General features: G+C 57.3%; 12 protein-coding genes and 1 pseudogene. 7 read left to right on the forward strand and 6 right to left on the reverse strand.

Translation table 11 applies throughout. The features are described from left to right. Nucleotides 1–64: 64 nt before the first annotated feature. The 4 genes from ACUNV4_RS05740 to ACUNV4_RS05755 form a co-directional block, all read right to left on the reverse strand. Nucleotides 65–535: a YaiI/YqxD family protein gene (locus tag ACUNV4_RS05740; protein WP_430877548.1), complete on the reverse strand. Its 471-nt coding sequence runs from the start codon at nt 533–535 to the stop codon at nt 65–67. A 198-nt stretch (nt 536–733) separates the two neighbouring features. Then, nucleotides 734–1,750, reverse strand: coding sequence for an NAD-dependent epimerase/dehydratase family protein (locus ACUNV4_RS05745; protein ID WP_430877549.1), 1,017 nt, complete (start codon nt 1,748–1,750; stop codon nt 734–736). Nucleotides 1,751–1,840: 90 nt separating this feature from the next. Next, on the reverse strand, nt 1,841–4,537 hold the full coding sequence (locus ACUNV4_RS05750) for an alpha/beta fold hydrolase (protein ID WP_430877550.1): 2,697 nt from the start codon (nt 4,535–4,537) through the stop codon (nt 1,841–1,843). Then, complete coding sequence (locus ACUNV4_RS05755; RefSeq protein WP_430877551.1) at nt 4,534–5,553, reverse strand: 3-oxoacyl-ACP synthase III; 1,020 nt, start codon at nt 5,551–5,553, stop codon at nt 4,534–4,536. The genes ACUNV4_RS05750 and ACUNV4_RS05755 overlap by 4 nt, the downstream gene beginning before the upstream one ends. Before the next feature lie 336 nt (nt 5,554–5,889). On the opposite strand from ACUNV4_RS05755, the pseudogene ACUNV4_RS05760 reads away from it, so the two are divergent. The 6 genes and pseudogenes from ACUNV4_RS05760 to ACUNV4_RS05785 all read left to right on the forward strand — a co-directional run. Then, nucleotides 5,890–6,375 (forward strand): annotated as a pseudogene (locus ACUNV4_RS05760) (type II toxin-antitoxin system death-on-curing family toxin); the annotation flags it as partial. 84 nt (nt 6,376–6,459) lie between these two features. After that, on the forward strand, nt 6,460–7,506 hold the full coding sequence (gene rsgA / locus ACUNV4_RS05765; RefSeq protein ID WP_430877552.1) for a ribosome small subunit-dependent GTPase A: 1,047 nt from the start codon (nt 6,460–6,462) through the stop codon (nt 7,504–7,506). A gap of 179 nt (nt 7,507–7,685) precedes the next feature. Next, nucleotides 7,686–9,341 (forward strand): sugar-binding protein, encoded by a 1,656-nt coding sequence (locus tag ACUNV4_RS05770; protein ID WP_430877553.1) that lies wholly within the window; start codon nt 7,686–7,688, stop codon nt 9,339–9,341. Nucleotides 9,342–10,044: 703 nt separating this feature from the next. Continuing rightward, a complete protein-coding gene (locus ACUNV4_RS05775; protein WP_430877554.1) occupies nt 10,045–11,076 on the forward strand; it encodes an amino acid ABC transporter substrate-binding protein in 1,032 nt (343 codons plus the stop codon). Between the two features lie 62 nt (nt 11,077–11,138). Next, nucleotides 11,139–12,269 carry an ABC transporter permease subunit gene (locus tag ACUNV4_RS05780; protein ID WP_430877555.1) on the forward strand — a complete coding sequence of 377 codons (1,131 nt, stop codon included), beginning with the start codon at nt 11,139–11,141 and terminating at the stop codon, nt 12,267–12,269. Between the two features lie 35 nt (nt 12,270–12,304). After that, complete coding sequence (locus ACUNV4_RS05785) at nt 12,305–13,354, forward strand: amino acid ABC transporter permease (protein ID WP_430877556.1); 1,050 nt, start codon at nt 12,305–12,307, stop codon at nt 13,352–13,354. Nucleotides 13,355–13,418: 64 nt separating this feature from the next. On the opposite strand, the gene ACUNV4_RS05790 is transcribed toward ACUNV4_RS05785, so the two are convergent. After that, entirely contained in the window at nt 13,419–14,054 is a 636-nt protein-coding gene (locus tag ACUNV4_RS05790; protein ID WP_430877557.1) for a VOC family protein, read from the reverse strand. After that, nucleotides 14,038–15,264: a cystathionine beta-lyase gene (metC, locus tag ACUNV4_RS05795; protein WP_430877558.1), complete on the reverse strand. Its 1,227-nt coding sequence runs from the start codon at nt 15,262–15,264 to the stop codon at nt 14,038–14,040. The genes ACUNV4_RS05790 and metC overlap by 17 nt, the downstream gene beginning before the upstream one ends. A 97-nt stretch (nt 15,265–15,361) precedes the next feature. Here metC and ACUNV4_RS05800 point away from each other — a divergent pair, with 97 nt between their 5' ends. Further along, nucleotides 15,362–17,674 (forward strand): molybdopterin-dependent oxidoreductase, encoded by a 2,313-nt coding sequence (locus tag ACUNV4_RS05800; RefSeq protein WP_430877559.1) that lies wholly within the window; start codon nt 15,362–15,364, stop codon nt 17,672–17,674. Nucleotides 17,675–17,689 lie beyond the last annotated feature (15 nt).

Consider the following 17,689-nt stretch of genomic DNA (forward strand, 5'->3'; position numbering starts at 1 on the left):
GGGTGTCTTGCAGTCGTGTGTCAACAGATCAGCGCTCACCATACAGATGTTCGCTGGTGATTCTCTATGGTCGCTTGCCGGCAACCAGCTTCATCAGCAAGCGATCCAGCTGATTGGCAAAATTACGCCGATCGGTCTGATTCAATGCCGGTGGTCCACCCGTATCCACACCGCTGCTTCGCAAGTCGTCCATGAAGTCGCGCATGTTCAGTCGCTCTCGGATATTGTCAGCGGTGTACAGTTCGCCTCTGGGGTTGATGACGGCACAGTCCATCTCCACCAGCTCTGCCGCCAGCGGAATGTCTGCCGTGATCACAAGATCACCAGCCGTGGCGTGTTGCACAATGTAGTTGTCCGCCACATCAAAACCACTGCCGACCCTGACGGCCTTGATGAATCTGGATTTGGGTATCGGAATCGACTGGTTGGCCACCAGTGTGACAGTCAGCTCCAATCGTTTTGCTGCCCGAAACAGGATGTCCTTCACCGTGCGTGGACAGGCGTCGGCGTCTACCCAGATTTGATTGTCAGACATGTGATTGCTCCGTCAGACCGGCTGTGGAGGATAGCCCATTCTGTGCTTGCTGCTGGCACACTTCGAGTCACTGGTGCAACGGCTCATCAGCTCATTCTTCACTGAACCGTGAACCGTTCTGTCAGCCCTCTGGAAGATCCTCGTCGATCCACGCCGATGAGATGACCCGAATTCAGCAGGATTCTTGTCTCATGGAGGTCAGGAGGCTGCGAGTTGCCGGAAACCTTCTTCGATACCAATGGTGGGCTGCCAGTTCAGCAAGCGTTGGGTCTCACGCTGATCAAACCAGTGAGCCGTGGCCAGTTGCTCCGCCAGGAATCGGGTCATGGGTGGGTCATCCTGTTTGTCCAGTAGTTGCCACAGATTCTCGATCACCGTACCTGCAGTAATCGCGATCCCGGCAGGCACATGCCGTAGCGGGATATCCATGCCAGCGGCGTGCAGTATGCGTTGCATGATCTCGCTCACTGTACGCGGCTGCCCATTGGAGATGACCAGCGCATGGCCCGCAGCGCGATCAGCGTTGTCTACTCCGGCAACAATGGCATCGGCTGCATTGTCGATATAGGTGGTATCAATCAGCGCCAGAGCACTGCCCACGAGAAGCAGGCGTCCGGCTCGGGCTCTGTCGACAATGCGCTGAATCAGCTGCGTATCGCCAGGGCCCCAGACCAGGTGAGGGCGCAAGGCAATCACCTTCATGTCCTGTGTATTGGCAGCCAGCGCAATCTGTTCGCCAATGGCCTTTGATCGGGCATAGTGCCCGCGAACATGCTCGGGGTCTGCCGGGCCTGCGGGAGCCCCCGTCAGTGACTGGCCCGCATGAGCGACAGAAGGCGTCGATACGTGGACAAACCTCTCCACACCACAGTGTCCGGCCATCCTGATGAGTCGTTCAGTGCCCCGGATATTGATGGCTTCAAAGGCTTCCCAACGACCCGCAATGCTGACTTTGGCAGCCAGATGTATGACGGCGTCCCGGCCTTCCATGGCCGCAGCCAGCAATTCATCGCTACCTTTATCGGCTGTCTTTTCATGGTCCGACCCTGCGGGCAGGGCATTGCCGGAACCGGCGATGTCGCAGCACACCTCGTCAACGCCGTTCAACCCGGACGGACGGCGTTGCAGTACGGTCACCTGGTCACCACGTTCGACAAGACGAGAGACCACGTGGCGACCGATCAGGCTTGTTGCGCCTGTGACCAGCACTTTCATGCAAACACCTGACTTGATCCGATCATCGCAGCCTCACTCGATCAATTTTCAGTGTACAAGAGTACTGGTTCATCGACTCGCTCACCACCCTTACAGCGATGCGACCGAGTCTCCTGCCAGGGTTCGAGATGCCCAGATGGCAATGGCTGCACGATCGATCTTGGAGTTGTGACGACGATCCACCGGCAACTTCTTCACCACGAGAACCGCCGCAATATCGACATCATTGCCCACGACCTGTCTGACCCTGTCTGTCAGCTCCATCGAGGCGCCACCGGTTGCCGTGGGTGTCACCTGCAGTTGTACAACGGCCACGACCACCTGAGTACCGCTTGGTCCTACACCCACCACGGCAGCCATATTGACATCCTGCAGGGTCTCTATGCGTTGCTCACTGGCCACTGGTGCCAGTATGCCCCGAGGTGTCGTGATGACATGACCCAGTCGTCCACCGACCCACAGTCTGCCGCAGTCGTCCAGCTGGCCGATGTCGCCGGTACGGTGCCAGCCCGCTGGCTGTGAAGCACGATAATCGGTCAGCCACAGCCGGTCATGGCTATCGCGTGCATGAGCCGCCTGAATCACGATTTCGCCCAGCAAGTCGGGATCGCTGCGCAAGGAGCCTGTCGGATCGCCGAGGGAGTCGAGTGGGTCGATCTGTACATTGACTCCAGCAACCGGATGACCGACGCAGACGCCTTTTGCATGAGAGTCAGTCACCGAGGTCTCCGTGTCGATCTGTTGCAGATCGGACAGCGCGATGTCGGCAACGGGGAGTGCTTCAGTCATACCATAGGGTGTGTGTACTTCTGCCGCAGGAAATATCGATGTCGCCTGCGTCAACAGGCTTGCACGAACCGGTGCGCCTGCCGAGAGCAGCAATCGCACCCCGGAGCAGGCTGCCAGCTGGTTATCGCTCATTGTCGACTTGCCGGCCGCTACATTGGTCAGTGCCGCAGGAGAGGCGAACACCAGGCTTGCATTGACTCGTTCCACTGCATTCGCCAGTGATCGGGCGGTCAGTGTCGCGGGAGCGGTCACGTCCATATCCGGAACGATGGAGGTGATACCCATGGTCGGCCCGTACAGGGCGAAGGGGGCGAAGGCCGCCACCAGACGGTCGTTCTCCGTGATCCGATACAGGGACATCAGTGCATCCCGCTGAGCCTGGATCTGATGGTGGCGATAGATGATGCCCTTGGAAGGCCCGGTGGAGCCTGATGTGAAGGCCACGGCGGCTACCGCCTCGGGTGCTGGAAACGACGGCGTGGGTGCCACATGACCCTGTTCGCCCAGGGTTTCCATATCGGTAACGATTCCCAGGGAGCGGTTCATGAAAGCGGAGCGTTTGCCAACAGCAATACGTTTGCCCGGCCAGCGCAGAAGTCTGGCGGCAAGCAAGGCCTTGTCGATACCGATCAACCACGCAGGATTGGCACTGTGCAGTGCGCCCTGCATGCCGGATCTGCCAAGTCCGGAATCGACCAGAACCAGCGTTGCACCGAGCCGCCAGCACGCATAAACAGCCAGACACAGATCGATACCGGGAGTGATCATGACGGCAACACGTTCACCTGCACGAATACCGAAGGCCTGCATGCCTGCCGCGAGATGTTCGACGCACTCGGTCAATTCGCCAAAGGTGATGGAGCGGTTTTCGGGGGCAATTTCGACAACCGCCTCCTTGGTCTTCGATACGTCAGAGAAATCCGCAAGAGCGCGCCGAACCATGGTTGTTGTTTCTTCTGCCCGTGCGGGAGCTTGCTCCGTCAATGGTGAAGCAGGGCTGTTCGATTCATCGGTGGTCAGTCGATACTGCTCCAGCCAGACGATGATGGCGCCGGCGACATCGGCATCTTCTGCGACGAAGTGTGCCGCTCCCGGAAAGCGGTGAACATCGGCGTGAGGCAGGCGCTGTTCAAGATCGTGCAGATAGAGGTCACTGAATACCTTGTCGCGTGGCCCCCACAACAGCAGGGCAGGCACGTGTTCCAGCTGCGTCAGGCCGTTGGCCACGGCATCGAGCGCGGCTGCGCTCTCGTGATGGGCATCAAGTGGAATATCGGCGACGAAATCTGCAATGGCAAAGCGTTGTGAGCGTTTGCGGTAAGGGGCATGGAATGCGGCGCGCACCCCCGGCGAGAGTTTCGGCCGGGACATCTCGATAGCACCCTGAATGAAGGCGCGTGAATTCACCGTGGCATTTCTCAGAAACGGCCAAGAACGCGTCAGGCGGATCACGGCAGGAGCCGGCGATCCCGGGGGCTGATGCACGGCTGTATTGGTCAGCACCACACCGGCGAGCTGCGCAGAATCAGTGTGAGTCGGTGTGTTTGCACCGCCATGGGGCAGGTGACGCAGCGCCCAACCCAGCGAAATCGGCCCTCCCCAATCGTGGGCAACTGTCACCACCGGTCCACGGATATCCAGCGCGTCGGTCAGCTGGCACAGGTCGTCGATTCTCGTTGCGAGCGGACGTTTCAGGCCGGTACGCTCAGAGAAGCCCATGTCCAGCTGGTCGACCGCAATCACGCGCACCTGATTCTGGTGCGAGTCGGCCATGCGAGCCAGCAACTTTCTCCACAGAAACGACCAGGATGGGTTGCCATGTACACAGAGCAGCGTCAGCGCTGGTGAGTGCTCTCTGCCCATCCAGCTATCAAGGATGTGCCATGTGCGGCCCACTGCATCGATTGCCGGAACATGCACCAGACGTGACCACGCGGGGTCAAGACCGATGATGCCTGCGGGAGGCAGACTTGCCGGAGCAGTGGGCCGGGTGTTCACCAGCTGATTTCGAGGAAGGCAGCGTTGAGGCCGGAACCCACGCCGACACAGAGCACGCGATCGCCTGCGTTGAGCGAGGCGGTCTCCTTTGCCAGAGTGAATGGCACGGCCGCTGGACCGATGTTGCCGTAGGTCGGGAAGGTCAGGGGCACACGGGTGTGATCAATGCCGAGTATCTCGACCATGGCCGCTGTATGGACTCGCGACACCTGGTGGATGATGTAGCGATCCATATCGCCCCAGTCGTCACTGTCGGCCTTGTCCCAGCAGACTTTGCCCAATTGTGTGCCGGCTGCCAGCAGGGCCTTGGTGTCGGTGCGCATGCTCTCCAGCGAGCCGACGCACAGATCGTGGTGTTCCGTGGCGGCGCGAAATTCACCTCGTCCCAGCCGATGACTGCCGGGGTTATCCGAGTGACGGCCCAGAACCATGGCAGCGGAGCCGGAACCGAGCGTCAGACTGGCAAAATTCGAGAAAAGATCCGCCATTGTGGAATTTTCATCCAGCAGGCGATTGATCGTGTTCTGCTGGATTTCCCGCGTGCCTTCGCCATCGACGATGAGTGCGTACTCTATCTGTCCAGCCTCGATCAGGGTGCCCGCCATATGCATGGCATTGACAAAGCCCAGACAGGCGTTTGACATGTCGAAGTTGATGCAGTGCGGTGACAGACCTAACCGATCGTGTACGGACACCGCGCTGGAGGGCTCCAGGCGATCCCGGCAGACACTGGTATTGGTGATCATGCCGATACGGGCAGGGTCGATACCGGCGGCGGCGATGGCCTTTTCACCAGCCAGCGCCGACGCTTCTATGAAGGATATGTCCTCAGGCCATTGACGGCGCTCTTCGATACCCGCGAGTTTCTGCAACAGGCCGGATTCGGCACCTACACGTTGCAGAAACGGTGCAAGAGCCTCGTCTATGGCCGTAGAACTGACCACGATGGGTGCATCACAGGCCTCTATCGATACGATAGCAACGTCGTTGAACTCATATTGAAAATTGTTGGACACGGCACCCTCTTTACGTCTGTGAACAGGGAGTTTCGCACGGCATGCGTCCGGATGCTTGCCCGAGACACACTTTTTTGTCTGTCAGCGTGTTCCTGGAATCGGTCGTGGCTGACAGCCTTCGTACACGCCGGCCTGGCTGCATCCGACTGACGACGGGCATTGGTTGTTGTTGCTCGGGTGGCTCTCGGGTTGGAGAGTAGGCGAACGGGGCGAACGGGGGAGATGGTAGATTGATCGAGACTATCTACAGGGAGACGCAGCATGCAGACCGACGATGATTCGAGCCAATCTGCCGAACTTCATGGTCCGACCGGCATCATTACCTGCTATTCCCGCGCCTTTACCTGGCTGCAGCGTTATGACGAAGGCTTGCTGGAAGAACCGGAGGGGCTGTCCGGTGGTCTGCTGCCCACGCCGGAGATTGCAATGCTTGCCCTGGGGGAGCTCAAGCATCAATTGATGGCGCGGGGCGAGGCAAGCGAATTGTTTGCCCAGCCACGTGCGGACGGCTTGCAGGGAATCCTTGGCAATCTGAATCAGACCGTGTTCGGTGAGCCCGCGTATCCGACGATCGAGAGCAAGGCGGCGCACCTCTTGTATTTCGTTGTCAAGAATCATCCGTTCTCCGACGGCAACAAGCGCAGTGGCGCATTTCTGTTTGTCGACTTCCTGTATCGCAACCAACGCTTGCGCGATGATCGGGGTGAAGCCGTGATCAACGACACCGGTCTGGCCGCCATCACCTTGCTGGTGGCGGAGTCCGACCCGAGTCAGAAGGACCTTCTGATCCGCTTGATCATGAATATGTTGTCTGCAGAATGATCGTTCTCGAGTGTGTGCGCTGGACGTCTCTGAAGTGGCACAAGACTGTTTGGAGCATGTGGGTCCGGACTGATATAGTCAGGCATGAACGCAGAACTCTCTGATCTGGGCCTGTCACCGTTTTTTACCCGGCAATTGACGCTGGAAGAGATGGAGCATGGCCAACTGGCGCGAGTGTTTCAGGTGCAACGCTCCGGACTGGTTCTCGGAAACGGTTCCACCACATGGGCACTGTCGCCGGGGCAGGATTGGTACGACCGGCCAGCGGAACAGCGTGTAACTGTCGGTGACTGGCTCGTGCTCGATGAATCGGGCAACAGGCTGCTGCGACTACTGGATCGTAAAAGCGTTTTCAAACGCATGGCTCCGGGAACGAAAGTCGAAGTACAACTGCTGGCGGCCAATATCGACACGTTGTTTGTAGTGACTTCCTGCAATGAGGAATTCAAGGAATCCAGACTGGAGCGTTATCTGGCACTGGCGCGTGAGGCCGACGTCGATCCCGTTATCGTCCTCACCAAGGCGGACCTGACGCAAGATTCCAGGGATTATGTCGATCGAGCGCTGCGTGTCAGCGAGTGTGTGCCCATCGAACGGGTCAACGCACTGGATGGTGATTCTCTGGAAAACCTGAAATCATGGACAAGCAGAGGCTCGACGATCGCGCTGGCCGGTTCCTCTGGCGTCGGCAAGTCCACACTGCTCAACTCGTTGGCCGGGCGGACGCTGGCACAAACTGCGGCAATCCGCGAACAGGATGCCAAAGGCCGGCACACAACCACTTACCGAGAACTGCATATTCTGCCGTCAGGCGGATTGATGCTGGATTTACCGGGTATCCGTGAAGTCAGGCTTGCTGAGGTCGGCGATGCGGTAAGGGACGTCTTCGAGGATATCGAAGCCTTGTCGCTGCAATGTCGGTTTTCCAATTGCCGGCATCACGACGAGCCCGGCTGTGCGGTTCGGCTGGCAATCAGCAGTGGTCAGCTGGATGAACGACGACTGAGAAATTACGAGAAGCTGGCTCGGGAAGACGCCAGGAACTCGGCAACTCTGGCAGAACAGCGACAGCAGGACAAGGCCTTCGGCAAGATGGTCAAGCAGCACATGGCCATCAAGAAGCGTCGTTGAGTATCGCTGTGTGCCGTCGTCAATGATGCTATTGCAGGGTATTGGCTAACAGACACTGGACTGATGCCGCAAGTGTGAATATTACGCACTCGGCGAGGTGATTGTTGCCAGAATGCAAGCAAGCGTTCACCGCATACTGTGACAACAGTCATCAGGCGGCAATCCGCCATGGAAATTCAATGAACGCATCAGCGACATCATATCGGTATCAAGGCAAGCCTTTTTCCAGGACTCTTCTGGCAACCGCCATTTCGCTCTCGGTGGCCTCACTGGTGGCCTGTGGCGGATCATCGGATTCTGGCGGCAATGGCGCTGATCCGGGGTTTCTGCCACTGGATGACGATTCGAATCTGCGGCCGCTCGATGTGTCTTTCTCGATTCCCGAGCGGCTGAAGCAGATCGGTGTCGCACTCACTGCAACCGTGACGGCCGGTGGAACGGGGCAGAACATGGAAGAACTTGACGGCACCTTCGAGTCGACCCTCGGTCTGCCCGGAGATCAGCAGTTGCAGGTGTATGTCGGGGTTCGCCGTGCAGAGGACGATCTGTTGCTGGCGGCAGCCGACACCACTGCGTGGTTGGGGGACGAAGGCAGCACGATCAGTTTGCCCGAACAGTTGTTCAGCTATGCCTTCGATCAGGACGGTGATGGCGTAGACAATATCGTGGAGATCGAGCGTGGCACGTCGCCCACCAGTCTCAGTCTGGATTTCGACGCCGATGGCCTGCCGGACGACAGTGATCGTGATGATGACAACGATGGTGTTGCCGATGAGTTCGATGCGTTTCCGTTCAACGGCCAGGAGTTCGAGGATACGGATAACGATGGCATTGGCAATCGCTCGGATCGTGACGACGACAATGATGGTGTGCCGGATGAAAACGATGCCTTTCCGACTGACGCCAGCGAAACGCGGGATACGGATGCAGACGGCATCGGTGACAACATGGACACGGATGCCGATGGAAATGGCATAGAAGACGATCAGGAAGACTCGGATTACGACGGGGTGCCGGATCCGATAGATCTGTTCCCGAACGACTACTACGAATCAGCGGACGCTGATGGCGACGGAATTGGTGATAACGCCGACCCCGACGACAACAACGACGGTATCCATGACTACAGAGAGGGCTCGCAGATCATCGTGCCCTATGTCGACAATGCCAGCATCAACGTCGATGGTCGTTGGGAAACCGGCTACCAGAACAATCAGTACTACGACGAATGGGGCAAGGCCGTAGACAATGATACTTACGGTTACAGCCTGAGACTGGGAAATCTGCAGGTTGACAATACGGGGCGCTATGGACAATACAGCTACTCCAGCAACTACTTCGAGATGATGCATGATGGTGAGTATCTGTACGTGAAGATCACCATTGGTGACGAAGAGCTGGATGACTGGTTCAACGATTCCGTCGACATGTGGGATGATGACTCCGTGGAATTGTATTTCGACGTCGGTTACGACCAGGCAGAAGCCTTCGGCGATGACGACTTCCAGCGATTGTTCCGGTTCCGCGACGATGTGGCAGATCCAACCATCGATGGCTACTATTCGGCAGCTGGCATGGAGACGGAACACGTGACCAGTTATCGTCACGAGAACAATGCAAGCTCGGTCTATCAGCAACTCTATGAGATTCGAGTCAAGCTCTCGTCCATCGGTCTTGTACCGGGCGACACCTTCGGCCTGGAGGTTGCGGTCAATACCGATAACGATGGTGGTGATCGTGATGTGAAGTGGGGATGGTGGGCTCCGATCGGCACGGATGAGGCTTGGCAGAATCCCTCTGTCTTCGGCAAGGCGAAACTGCAACCGAGCGACTGAGACTTCATCGACAGCTACTGCCTTCTGGCAGTAGCTGTTCTGTTTGGGGGTGGCAGGGTCTTTCTCTACAAGCAACAAAGGACAGGCAACAGGCAGTAGTACAAATTGAAGTAGGCAGTAAGTAATAGTGAAAGACCTCGTTTCATCGCTTGCCACGAATCCCGGCATTCTTTACAACGAGTAACGAAGCTTCCCGGCAATGGCGCTGCCGGCAGAGCAATCAACGGATAGTACGGTTCTGGTTCTCTTGAGCAGACAACCCGATGCTCGTGGCGGCTCCACGCGTCGTAGGCAGCATGATTCCATGGCCGAAGGACTGTACCACCACGTGACTGGACCGTGGTGATGATCGGAGTGCCCTTTCATGGTGCGCACGATATTTCGGTAGCTACCGATTACCCACCTCGGGAATCCTGTCGACAGGTCAGGCATCAAGCGCCATGCGTCGAATCCGGTGCGTACTGCACCAATAGACATCCAACCGTGCTCGGACCGTTTGCGGTCGTGTTTTCGCATGGCACTGACTTTTCTTCGTATGCATAAAAATAGTGCATGTCTGGCGTGCATTGCAGTTCGCCGGATGTATACCGGCGCGCGCGCATCTGCGTGATCCGTGAATCAGTGTTGACATCCGTTTGGAAAAACTGTCATTCTATATGTCAGCACTTGCGTGCCATATAACGGAACAACTGATGAGGACACTATGTTTATGAAACTGACCGGCCTTACCGCGCTTGCTCTGGCGCTCCCCCTGTTTGCGAACGCTGCCGAACCAGGTCCAACCGTGCAGAAGATTCAGGATCGAGGAACCATGTTGTGCTCTGGTCACAACGGGAGCTATTTCGGCTTTGTCGAGGTCAACGACAAGAACGAATGGAAGGGTCTTGATATCGACATCTGTCGTGCGATGACCACAGCCATACTGGGAGACCCTGACAAGGCGCAGATTGTCCCCTTGAGCTGGGCGCAACGTTTTCCGGCCTTGCAGTCGGGTGATGTGGATATCATCATCAAGGCAACTGGCTGGACAATGGGGCGTGACACCGAGCTGGGCCTGCAATTCAGTCTGCCGTATTTCTTTGGTGGCACTCAGCTGATGGCGCACGGGGATCTGGGTGTCACCGATGCCAGCGGTCTGGACGGTGGCACCATCTGTGTCGAGGCTGGAACCACCATCGAGCGTATTACCGCTGACTATCTGCAGACGCTCGGGGTTGAACATGAGATGGTGTCTTATGAAAAGGCGGCCGAGTTGCGCGCCGCCTACCTGGCCAATCGCTGCGATGCGTTCGCCGGTTGGGGCCCGAACCTCGCAGTGCTTCGTGCAACCGAGATCGATGATCCCGATGCGCACATCATTCTCAGTGATCAACTGTCGAGTGAGCCCATTGCTGCGGCGATGCGACAGGGCGATGAAGCTTTCGTGGACATGACCAACTGGACCCTTGCAGCGCTGCTGCTGGCGGAGGAGTATGGGGTCACACAGGCCAACGTCGAGGAAATGGCTGCGGCACCGCCAAGCCCCACGGTTGGCCGTTTGCTGGGCAGTACGCCGGGCATCGGTGAACGACTCGGACTCCGGGAGACCTGGGCGAAGGAGATGATTGCAGCGGTTGGCAACTTTGCCGAGATCTACGATCGAAACCTGGGTGAAGGCTCTCCCTACAAACTTGATCGTGGTCTGAACAATCTTTGGAGTCATGGCGGTGTGCTTTACGCACCGGTACTGGACTAGAGACGTCGATTCGGCAGGGCTACCGATTCGGGTAGCCCGACCCACAGGAGGCTTTGATTGCCATGAAAAAATCAATGTTTTCGCGTGTTCGGCAGCGTAGTCTCCTGATTCAGGGACTGTTGCTTGTCGGCACTCTGGTTCTCGTCTGGTCGGCACTGGGCAATGCCCGAGGCAATCTTGAAGCTCTGGGAATTACCAGCGGCTTCGCCTTTCTGGATCGGGCAACGGGTTGGGCGTATTCGTTCTCGCTGATTCCTCGTTCCATCGATGACAGCTATGCGCGAACTCTTTCAATCGGATTCATGAACACGCTGTTTGTCGGGTTCATCAGTATTCTTCTTTCCACTGTCATTGGATTCGCCATAGGCAGTTTGCGCAGCTCCCGTCGATTGGGATTTCAGGTGCTGGCTACCCTGTATGTACAGGTTTTCCGCAATATCCCGCTCATACTGCAACTGGTTTTCTGGTACTCGGTTCTGATTCATCTTCCGGGGCCTCGAGGGGCCTATACGGTCATGGATGCTGTGTTTCTGTCCAATCGCGGCTTGCTGCTGCCGACACTCAATATTCCGGTCTGGTTGACAATCAGCCTCGCGGGGGTGTCCCTGGCATTGGGCTTTGTGTTGTTGAACAGAAAGATGGCGATATTACGTGGCATCATGATCTGGGTGTCGAGCACGATATTCTTGTTCGTTATCGCCAGTATTCTCACAACCCCGGAAGGCGACACCTTCATATCGTTACCCGAGCTCAAGGGGCTGCGATTTCGTGGGGGACTGACCATTTCGGTGGAGCTGGTCGCGATGATCGTGGCCATAGTGTTGTACGGCTCGGCCTACATCGCCGAGGTGGTTCGCGGTGGTCTGGAGCGAGTGCCGGGGTCTCTGGTTGAAGCGGGCAAGGCTTTGGGACTCAGTCAGAGGGTCATCCTGTCGGACATCAAGATGCCGATTGCCTTGCGAAGCATTGTTCCGCCTCTGGGCAATCAGTGGATCTTCATCATGAAGGCGACCACCATCGGTGTGGCTATCGGGTTCAGTGACCTGTTCATGCTGGTGTCCACCTCCATCACTCAGTCAGGGCAAACCCTGGAACTGATCGCGATCCTCATGGGAGGGTTTCTATTGGTCAACTTCAGTCTGGCGCAGTTCGTCAATTGGCTGAATCAGCATATAGCGCTGAAATCCCACTGATAACCCATCACATCATCAAGCGGAGGTGATATCGGATGCAAAGGCATGTTGCGAGTTTGAAGAAACGGGCATTTGCCACTCCAGGCGATGCGCTCCTGTCGCTACTGGTCTTCGGCGCTCTTGCTCATGTGCTCTGGTTGAGCCTGGATTGGGCTGTCTTCAACGCGGTATGGAAAAAGGAGAGTGTCGAGGCCTGCGGCGAGACTGCGGGAGCCTGCTGGTCGGTCATCGATGCGCGACACAGGCTCATATTCTTCGGCCTGTACCCCTACGAGGAACACTGGCGGTCTGCGCTCGCCTGCCTTGTCATCATCGCAACCGTTGTCTTGTCATGCATCCCCTGGTCCTGGAAAACCACTCGGCTGGTCACTCTGTGGATTTCCGGCTTCGCTGCCTACTATCTCCTGATGCACGGCAGCCTGCTCGGTTTACCAACGGTCACGACTGACCAGTGGGGTGGGCTGGCACTGACCTTGTTCCTGTTTTCCAGTGTTGTATTACTGGGAATGCCGATGGGTCTCGGACTGGCGCTGATGCGACGATCCGACATGCCGATGGTGCGCCTGTTGTCATCCCTGCTCATCGATTTCATTCGTTCCCTGCCGCTGTTGACCACATTGTTCACCGCAGCGGTGGTCTTTCCGCTGCTGCTTCCCGACTGGCTGCAGGGCGACAAGATTTGGAGAGTGATATTCGCCTTCGCCCTGTTCTTTGCCTGCTACCAGGCGGAAGTGTTTCGGGGAGGGTTTCAGGCGATACCGAAGGGTCAGTTTGAAGCGGGCAAGGCCCTGGGTCTGGGCTACTGGACAATACTTTTCAGCATCATGCTGCCTCAAGTCTTCCGACAAGCGCTGCCATCAACCATCAACATGGTCGTGATCACCTTCAAGGAAACCGCCATCGTGATAATCATCGGATTTTTCGATGTGCTGGCTTCGGCCAATGCGGCATTCGGAACGGGTGAGTGGTCGCCGTATTACATGGAAGTGTATGCTTTCGTTGCGACCATCTACTGGCTGTTCATCTTCTCTCTCGGCCAGTATGGAGAGTATCTGAGCAAGCGAATGGCGGTTGCGCAGCGTTGAACCTACATCCCGGTCAGTGCGGAACGTCGCGTTGGCATGGCGACGCCACCGCACTGATTACTGTCTAGTCGATGATGACGACACCGGTGGGAGTCTGCAGTTTGAAAGCCAATCCGATATCGCCCTCGGTCGCCCGGGCCAGATGAGACACCTGCAGTGTATCAAGTACCTTGTTGATGTTCTCGAAGTCCGGGTGACTCAGGCTTACCTCGAGAAGTCGAACACCCAGATCGGCTTGTCCTGTGCTCGGGTGCGGACCGGGTGACCACTCGATGAAAGCGGGAAATACGCCCTGTTCCGGCAAGTGCCCATCCGGCGGCACGGTGAGTCGCCAGGAGCGATCGCCTCGTGTGAACGTGATGATGTCTCCCAGGTCAATCGGAGAGGCTGCGACGATCCCGTCCAGGTTGTTCGTGTTGACCACCCAGCACAGGGCACGCGGGCGCTGTGCCAGGCGAGCGGTGGTCGCCGGGTCGTCCAGAGTAAACCAGCGTGGTCTGTCGGGAGATGACGCTTGCGGATCAACGGCTATCAACTCGAAGAAGCTCTCATCACCCGACTGCATGACGCAATTGTGTGTGCCCATCAGGTCATGCTTGCCCCCCGGGCTGAGTTGTACACCCAGTGCCTCTTTCATGGCGAGCATGCCGTTTTCCAGTGAATCGGTGCCAACGGCAAAGTGGTCAATCCTGTTCAACATATGTGTCGACTTCCTGTGTTGCAGTGTCAGTTTGAGAGTTCAATAGTGGTAACGCGCTCTGCAGATCCGCCTTCAGGCTTTCGGTATCTTCAAAGCCGATGTTGAAACGAACCAGCTGTCCGGCTTCATCCCAGGCTCTGGCTGATCTCACCGGCTTGACTGGCAAGACAAGGCTTTCGAATCCGCCCCAGCTGACGCCGATGGCAAAGTGCTCCAGAGCGTTGACGAAATTGTTGACCTGGGTGTCGCTGCAAGGGTGGAATATCACGCCGAACAGGCCGGCTGCGCCAGTGCAATCGCGTTTCCAGAATCTGTGACCCGGAGAGTCTGGCAAGGCCGGGTGGAGTACGCGTTTGACCTGATCCTGCTGGTTCAGCCACCGAGCCATCTCGAGCCCGGCTTGCTGGGCAACCAGCATACGCATCTTCAATGTCCGCAAACCTCTTGACGCCAGGAAGACCTCTTGCGATCCCGTCTTGTCACCGATGGCCATGACGGTACGTCGCAGTGTTCCGTGCATGTCTGCATCCGCTGAAGCGATGACGCCCATCATGCAATCGGAATGTCCGCTGATGTATTTCGATGCGGAATACACCAGGACGTCCACGCCCAGATCCAGTGGCTGGCAGAAGACCGGGCCAGCCCAGGTGCCATCGAGCACCGTGGATACCCCAGCCTGACGTGCCACCCTGGCAATGCCCGCAATGTCCGGAAATTCGAAGGTGCCTGAGCCTGGCGCTTCAAACATGATGACGGCAGTCTCGGGACGAAGCAGTTTCCTGATACCGGCACCGGTCATCGGATCGAAATACTCGACGCTCACGTTCATTCTCGCCAATACCGAATCGCAGAATGCTCGGGTATTGCCATAGACATGATCGGCAACCAGTAAATGATCACCGGGTTTGAGCAAGGCCAGCAAGGAGAGGGAAATGGCTGCCACGCCGGAGGAGGTGAGAGTCACACCGGCAGCGTGCTCCAGTGTTGCCAGCATCCGTTCGAGTTCGAAGCTGGCCGTATTGCCATAGCGTCCGTAGTAGTTCACGCCGGTTTCGTAGCGGTGGTCGCGGGCCTGTTCGAAGGCTTCGATGGTATCGAAGACCACGGTTGAACCCAGCTCGATGGGCAGGTTCACCTGACGGCCTTGACGATGCTCGGGCCGACCAGCCTGCACCAGTGTGTTGGCAATGCATGATGTGTTTTCCGGCACGGGAATTTCCGTTGTCTGGGTTCATGTCGAGGATGACATTGTTCGTATATTGTGTCAATATTTGGAATATGCGTTTCATATATCAGAACATAAACAGATGAAGCCAATAACAGGAAGGCTGACCGCCAGCCACTGGGGGGCCGGCATCGTTACGGTCGAGAACGGACGAGTACGCTCCGTGGAGTCACATCCAGAGGATCCGAAGGGGTCGCGGATCAACGACAACATTGCCGGTAGTCTCAATGGGCGAGCACGGGTGTTGCGTCCTGCCGTCAGGCAAGGCTGGCTGGAGAATGGGCCTGGTGATACCACAGTGGAACGCGGCAGGGATCGTTTCGTCGAAGTGGGCTGGGATCAGGCTCTTGACCTGATTGCGAGTGAATTGACGCGAGTACGGCGTGAGCACGGCAATGAAGCCATCTTTGCAGGCTCCTATGGGTGGTCCAGTGCCGGTCGGTTTCATCATGCCCAGAGTCAGTTGAAACGTTTCCTGAATACTCAGGGTGGCTTTGTACGTTCTGAGGGAAACTACAGCTATAATGCAGCTCTGGTCATGATGCCGTACATCGTCGGTCCCTATCGGCAGCATGTGGCACAGTCCACGCGCTGGACCGTCATCGCGGCACATTCCCGTCTGGTTGTACTGTTTGGCGGTCTGGCCGAGCGTAATACTCAGGTCAGCGATGGTGGAGTATCCCGGCACAGGGCGGCCGAAAATCTGATCGCCTGTGCCAGGGCCGGGGTCCGATTTGTCAATCTCAGTCCCTTGCGCACCGACTGCATGCAGGAGCTCGATGCACAATGGCTGCCACCCAGGCCGGGTTCGGATACAGCGATCATGCTGGGCCTGGCCCACACCCTGTATTCGGAAGGCTTGCACGATGCAGACTTCATCGAGCGCTATACGGTCGGTTTCGGGAAATTCCTGCGCTACCTGAATGGCGACGATGATGGCGAGGTCAAGTCAGCGGAATGGGCGGCGCGGATCAGTGGTCTGGAGGCAGTACAGATCCGGGAACTGGCCCGCGAAATGGCCAGCAAGCGCACCATGATCAGCACGGCAGCCGGCGTGCAGCGAACCGACCATGGCGAACAGGTGTTGTGGATGACGGTCACACTCGCTGCCATGCTGGGGCAGATCGGTTTGCCCGGAGGTGGTTACACCATCGGCTACGGCGTCAACGCCAATATCGGTAACACAGAAAGGCTGTTTCGCTGGTCCACTCTACCGCAGGGTCGTAACCCTGTTGATGCGTTCATTCCGGTGGCGATGATCAGCGAGATGCTGCTCAAGCCCGGTGAGCAATACCCCTATGATGGTCAACTGCGAACCTTTCCGAACATCAAGATGGTCTGGTGGGCCGGCGGCAATCCGTTTCATCATCACCAGGACTTGAATCGCCTGCACCGGGCATTTCAGCAACCGGAAACGGTTATCGTCAATGAATTCAACTGGACCGCCACGGCGCGTCATGCTGATATCGTGCTTCCTGTGGCAGCTGCTCAGGAGCGCTGTGATTTCGGCGCAGGCAAATCCGACGACGCGCTGATTCCCATGCCGGCGCATGCAGATCCTGCGGGTCAGGCGCGGATCGAATACGACATCTATTGCGATCTGGCCGAACGTCTGGACAGTCTGACTGCATTTTCCGAAGGCCGTGATGCCGATCAGTGGCTTCGGCTGCTATGGGAGCAGACGCGTGATACGGCGCAAAAGGCGCGTGTTTCCCTGCCTGATTGGGACACTTTCATTGCAGGAGATATGTTGCGCATTCCGGATCCCTCTCCCGATCAGGTGTTTCTGGCAGATTATCGTGCTGATCCGGAGCTCAATCCCTTGCCAACACCCAGCGGCAAGATCGAGCTGTACTCCGATGCCATCGAGGGTTTTGCATTGTCTGACTGTCGCGGCCATGCCTCGTGGTTTGAAACCAGAGATCAGCAACGTTCGGGGCATGAGCGATTTCCCTTGTTTCTACTGTCCGGTCAACCCGCGACTCGCTTGCACAGTCAGCTCGATAATGGAGCGTACAGCAAGCAGCACAAGATCAGACAACGGGAGCCGGTGTTGGTACATCCGTTGGATGCCGCAAGCCGTCAGTTGCAGGATGGCGATGTGGTGGAGTTGTACAATGACCGTGGCCGTTGTCTGGCCGGCGTCAGAGTCACCGATGAAGTGCGGCAGGGCTGCATCTTTCTATGGACAGGGGCTTGGCACGATCCCGACTATGATGCCCCGGACAGCCGTGATCGGCACGGTAATCCCAACGTACTGACCCACGATGAGCGTACCTCCTCACTGGCGCAGGGGCCTGCGGCACATTCCACACAAGTACAGATGCGACGATTCGACGAGACGTTGCCGGTTGTCACCGTGCATGAGCCGCCGATATTCTCAAGCTTGACCTGAACTGTGTCGCCAGGC

It is taken from the genome of Granulosicoccus sp. 3-233 (assembly GCF_052681095.1).